Source organism: Streptomyces sp. NPDC045022 (assembly GCF_056432605.1).
Genome location: NZ_JBWKIR010000003.1, coordinates 545,142 through 545,395 on the forward strand (window position 1 = coordinate 545,142; position 254 = coordinate 545,395).

1 pseudogene is annotated in these 254 nt (G+C 82.3%); it reads right to left on the minus strand.

Going from position 1 to position 254, the window contains the following annotated elements:
• Window positions 1–254, minus strand: a pseudogene (locus AC07C1_RS08625) (hypothetical protein); the annotation flags it as partial.

Below are 254 nucleotides of genomic sequence, written 5' to 3' on the forward strand. Positions count from 1 at the left end.
GGCTTGTGGCTTCGGCGTGGGTGCGCCGGTCTGCGGCTCGCGCGCCGCATCGCCGGCCTGCGCCTGCCGCGCTGGGTCGCCGGCCGACGGGTGCCGCGCCGGGTCGCCGGTCCGCTGCTCGGGCGCGGGGTCCTCGGCTTGTGGCTTCGGCGTGGGGGCGCCGGTCTGCGGCTCGCGCGCCGCATCGCCGGCCTGCGCCTGCCGCGCTGGGTCGCCGGCCGACGGGTGCCGCGCCGGGTCGCCGGTCCGCTGCT